Origin of the sequence: Nocardia sp. NPDC060220, assembly GCF_042727815.1 — a bacterium.
Lineage (GTDB): Bacteria > Actinomycetota > Actinomycetes > Mycobacteriales > Mycobacteriaceae > Nocardia.
The window spans coordinates 1-4,659 of record NZ_JBHWZY010000556.1 but is presented as its reverse complement, the minus strand read 5'-3'; the positions used below and the strand labels follow the sequence as shown (position 1 = coordinate 4,659).

General features: G+C 66.0%; 5 protein-coding genes and 1 pseudogene. 1 reads left to right on the top strand and 5 read right to left on the bottom strand.

What is annotated here, in order from left to right:
* The 3 genes and pseudogenes from ACFWF3_RS24980 to ACFWF3_RS24970 all read right to left on the bottom strand — a co-directional run.
* Nucleotides 1–111, bottom strand: a pseudogene (locus ACFWF3_RS24980) (carbohydrate-binding protein); the annotation flags it as partial.
* A 33-nt stretch (nucleotides 112–144) separates the two neighbouring features.
* A complete protein-coding gene (locus ACFWF3_RS24975) occupies nucleotides 145–585 on the bottom strand; it encodes an RDD family protein (protein ID WP_379315638.1) in 441 nt (146 codons plus the stop codon).
* A 71-nt stretch (nucleotides 586–656) separates the two neighbouring features.
* Nucleotides 657–2,141, bottom strand: coding sequence for a cellulase family glycosylhydrolase (locus ACFWF3_RS24970; RefSeq protein WP_379315636.1), 1,485 nt, complete (start codon nucleotides 2,139–2,141; stop codon nucleotides 657–659).
* Between the two features lie 401 nt (nucleotides 2,142–2,542).
* On the opposite strand from ACFWF3_RS24970, the gene ACFWF3_RS24965 reads away from it, so the two are divergent.
* Nucleotides 2,543–3,031 (top strand): DUF3558 family protein, encoded by a 489-nt coding sequence (locus tag ACFWF3_RS24965; RefSeq protein ID WP_379315634.1) that lies wholly within the window; start codon nucleotides 2,543–2,545, stop codon nucleotides 3,029–3,031.
* A 17-nt stretch (nucleotides 3,032–3,048) separates the two neighbouring features.
* On the opposite strand, the gene ACFWF3_RS24960 is transcribed toward ACFWF3_RS24965, so the two are convergent.
* Together ACFWF3_RS24960 and ACFWF3_RS24955 are read right to left on the bottom strand one after the other, a co-directional pair.
* The gene (locus ACFWF3_RS24960; protein ID WP_379315632.1) at nucleotides 3,049–3,504 is read right to left on the bottom strand and encodes an RDD family protein; all 456 of its coding nucleotides are present in this window, start codon (nucleotides 3,502–3,504) and stop codon (nucleotides 3,049–3,051) included.
* A gap of 41 nt (nucleotides 3,505–3,545) precedes the next feature.
* On the bottom strand, nucleotides 3,546–4,538 hold the full coding sequence (locus ACFWF3_RS24955) for an LLM class F420-dependent oxidoreductase (protein ID WP_378991502.1): 993 nt from the start codon (nucleotides 4,536–4,538) through the stop codon (nucleotides 3,546–3,548).
* Nucleotides 4,539–4,659 lie beyond the last annotated feature (121 nt).

The following is a 4,659-nucleotide window of genomic DNA, read 5'->3' as shown; positions in this document are numbered from 1 at the left end:
GAGCGAGGGGGTGTTCGGCGGCTGCCAGCCGGCCTGCGCGGTGTGCGCCTGGAGGCAGCGGTAGGTGGTGCCGCCGTAGGTGACGGTCGCCCCGACCGCGTAGGCGGTGCCGGCCGCCCAGGTGCCGAGACCGCCCCTTCTGTGTCAGCGGGCACTGTCGAAGAGGTCGAAGCAGGACCAGCCGCCGCGGAACCACTGGACGGTGAGCTGCCAGGTCGACGGGTAGGTGCCGTCGGCGTAGCGCAGTCGGAGTCCGTACCGGCACTTGCCGATCGTTGTCCGGGTGAGGTGCTGGATGACCGTGCGGTGCAGGAAGGACGCGCTCAGCCAGGCGAGGAGGCCGTACAGGACGGCTGTCGGGCCGGGTGCGAGGTACCAGGCGGTAGCGCCGATCGCGGCGTGCAGCGTCATATCGATGAGGAACGCGGGGATCACGCCGGTCTCGTCGCCGCTGGAAGCGCGTCCGGTGAGCGGGAATTCGTCTGTCGAGCGCTCCCGCGTTTCGGATGTGACGAACATCGGCTCGGCGTCACGTTCGTATCCGCGCTCCCGCGTCGCGTGCCGGGACGGTGCTGCGTTGCTCATGGAGGTCAGCGTGGTCGACACCGCTTAACAAGCACCCGGTGCCGACCTTGCCGACCTGATCACCGTCGGTGTCAGCCCGCGGAACCCGATGACAGCCAGGGGAATCCGGAGGCCGAGCCGGTGCCACCGCCGGAGGGAAGATCCGCTCCCGCCGAGCCAGGGCGGTGGATGCGAACGGTGACCGGGTCGGTGCCGTCGGCTTCCACGGTGACGATGCGCGCGCCGGGCGCCGAGGTGACCCGAGCGCCGGTGACCTTCACCTCGTAGCCGTCCGGATGGAACAGATCCGAGACGTAGATCTCGGTCGGCGCCGAGGCCTGGCGAGGCCGGTACCGATACGCGAAATCGCCTGTGCTGGAGTCGAAGACCATGCCATCGGGAATTCCCGCGGTGGCTTGTGGATAGGTGCGGACCAGTTCGCGCCCGAGTTCACCGCGGAAAGGATCACCGTCGCGGGCGCTGTAATGCCAGTAGTGCCAGCCGACGAACCGTTCGTCGGCCCGGGTGGTGGTGTTGCGCAACACGGTCGGATCGCCGTCGCCGAATTCGGTGACCATGGTGGGGATGTCGGTGCGGTCGGCGAAAGCGTCGATGTTCGACCAGGTCCGGTCCTGCTGCGGCGGGCACAGGGCGCGCAGCTCCTCGGGCAGGCCGAGGTAGATCGCGAGCTGGCTGGGAATGCAGTAATCGTGCGGGGAGAAAACGATGTTCGGGCTGGTGATCGGTGGATTCTTGCCCAGGTGGCTGGGCATGGTCTCGTTCCAGGTGACATTCGGCTCCCAGAACACCGGCACAGTGGCATTGCGTGCCCGCACCGCATCGGTCAGCTGTTGCAGTGCCCGTTGATATTTCACGTCGAAGTCGGGGCAGCCGTCGGGATAGCAGGTGAGAAACGCTGAGCCGGGCCACGGTTCGTTGAGCAACTCGATCCCGAGCACGCTCGCGCGCCCGGTCATCCGCTCGGCGAGCGCGCCCAGCGCCACCCCCAGATGGTTCAGCACCCCGTAGGTGTTGTTCCACACCTCGTCCCACCCGGCATTCATGCTCGGCATCAGGTAGTACAGCGGGAATCCGGGATTCGGCTCACCGTCCGCGGGCCGGGCGCGGATCGCCCATTCGGGGAACCCGTTGCCGTTCCAGATCTTCGACAATCCGTCCTGGTGATTGTCGAGCAACGTGTAGATGCCGTGCGCGGCAAGGGTATCCACGACATTCTCGACCCGGTCGAGGTAGGCGGTATCGACAACACCCGCCGTCGGCATCAGTCCGTCGAACGAGACCCCGAGCCGGACTGTGGTGAACCCGTGCCGAGCCAGTGTCGCCGCCGCTTCGTCGGTGAGGGTGAATCCGTCACCGGGTTGCAGGTAGGGCGCGTCCTTGTCGACGGTGTTCACCCCGTGGAGCAGCACGGTGCGTCCGTACCCGTCGATCAACGCCGACCCCTGTGCCCGCAGGGGCGTCAGCGGTCTCGCGGGGTCGGCGGTTACCGGGGCGCTGCTCACGGCCAGCCCGGCTGCGAGTGCGAGTGCCGTCATCCAGCGCACCGGTCGCCTCATCGTCCTCATCATCTGCGTCCTCGATCCCCAGGTGGACGCTCGTTCAACTGAACGAATGTCCAAGTCTGTTGGCGAGAGAACATAGCCGGACCGCCATGATGTGGTCAAGGCCACAATCATGAAAGAGCCTGAATCGCTTCGTGTTCGATGCCCGATCTGCCTCGCCGCCGCTGTCGACGAGCTGCTGGCCGCGGGCTGGGCTATCGCGGATCCGCTGTCGGAGCACACCACCACTGAAGGGCGTAACCCTCGGCCTGCGGCGGGTGCGTGGTGTGGGTGTTCGTCACAGTCGTGGTGCAAGCGAGGTGGTGACCGGACCAAGTCTTGTCGAACGATCGCTGGTGAGGTTGCGAGCCTTGTTAACGTGGCCGCGTTTTGCGATGCACGGTGAGAGGGAACGGATGAAGCGCGCGCTCATGGTGGTAGCGACCGGGGGATTGGCGTTGGCGACGCTCGTCGGATGCTCGAGCGCGGAGCCCGAGGCCGCGCAACCGAAGGCATTGTTCGAGCCGTGCACCGGAGTCACCGCGGACGCACTACAGAAGGCCGGTGTCGACCCCGCGACGAAGGTGGCGGCAGGTGCGGTGTCCGCCGGTTGGCAGACCTGCGAGTGGACCGGCGCCACCGCCTACCTGAGGGTGTTCTCGACCTCGCGAACCCTCGCGGAGTTCGAGAAGGAAGCAGGTCCGACACCTTTCACCGACTACACGGTCGCGGGCCGCACCGGCCGTCGCCTCGGCGACACCCCTACTGCCTGTGACATCCTCTTCGCTGCGTCCCAAGGCGTCATCCGCATGGTCGTCGTGAACAACCCCACCCAGCAGACCGCCGACGCCTGCACCACCCTGCGCCACATGGGCGATTCGATCATTCCGACCTTCCCGACCTGAGCCGAGTCCGACTGGGTTCAGCCGAACGAGCAGCAGAGTTCGATGGTGCAACCGACGCCGCGAAACCATTCTTCGACGAGGCGGCCGAGGGTGGGGTGGGTGCCGTCGGCGTAGCGGATTCGAAGGCCGAACAGCGACTTGCCGAGCGTTGTTCGGGTGAGGCGCTGGACGAAGGTCCGGTGGATGAACGAGGCGGCCAGCCAGGCCAGGGTGCCGTACGCGAAGGCCACCGGGGTCGGGAACACGAACCAGACAGCGGCGCCGATCGCGAGGTGCAGTGCCATGTCGATGGGGAACGCGAGCCACATCCAGGTGGAGCTGCCGTGTGCGTTCGTCGCGAGCAGCGGGAACTCGGGTTTCGACTCCGGCTTGTCGGGTACCGCGGGAACGAAGATCAGTCGGCCGTCAACATCTCGCTCGTATCCGGCGGCGAGAACCTTCGCCTCGTTCCGCACGGTCACCGGGTCGTTCATGGACGAAAAGGTAAGTGGCGACGCTTATGACCGGCCGTGGATTACGCCAATGCCGGAATCACCTCGCGTTCGAAGAGTTCGATGCCGGAGGTGTCGTAGGCGGCTTCCGGGAAGTTGACGATGGTGTAGGCGAGGCCGAGGTTCTTCACCTTCGTGAGGCGTTCGACGATTTGTTCCGGGGTGCCGACCGCCGCGCTGGCCGCGAACTGTTCGTGCACACGGGCTTTCGCCTCATCAGCGCCGAGGAAGGGAGTGAAGCGGTCGACGATGGTCGAGAGTCGTTCCTGTACTTCGGTTTCGGTGGTACCGACAATGGCGTTGAAGTTCGAGCTGCGGGTGATGGCGGAGAAATCGGTACCGACCTCTTCGCAGTGCTGGCGCAGGATGTCGGACTTGCGGGCGAACTCGTCGGGGTCGCCGCTGAAGTTGGTGTAGTCAGCGTATTTGGCGGCGATGCGCAGGGTCTTCTTCTCGCCGCCACCAGCGATCCAGATCGGAATCCCGTTCTCCTGCAACGGTCGTGGGTGCACGATGGCGTCGTCGACCTGGTAGTACTTGCCGTCCAGGGTCGCTCGGCCGGTCTTCCATGCCTCGCGGAAGATCTGGACACCTTCGTCGAGGCGGCCGAGGCGCTCACCGGCGGACGGGAAGCCGTAACCGTAAGCGCGCCACTCGTGTTCGTACCAGCCGCCGCCGATGCCCATCTCCACCCGGCCACCCGAGATGAGATCGACGGTGGCGGCCACCTTGGCCAGGTAGGCGGGGTTGCGGTAGCTCATGGCAGTACACATCTGGCCCAGCCGCACCCGGGAGGTGGTGGCCGCGAACGCCGCCATCAACGTCCACGCCTCGTGGGTGGCTTCGTCGGTGGGAACGGGCGTGGTGTGGAAGTGGTCGTATACCCAGATCGACTCCCAGTCGGAGCCCGCGTCGAACCGCTGGGCCAGTTCGCGCATCACCGACCACTGGTCGGCCGGTTCGATACCGACCAGATCTAGCCGCCAGCCCTGGGGAACGAAGATGCCGAAGCGCACAGGTTTTCTCCTGGAGTGAATGGAACTCGAGCGGCGCGCCACACGCCGCGGCTGTCGAGATCCACTGTTCCACTTCTGCGCGCTCAGGCAACTATTGTGCGCGCACCGCGCTGAACCTGTC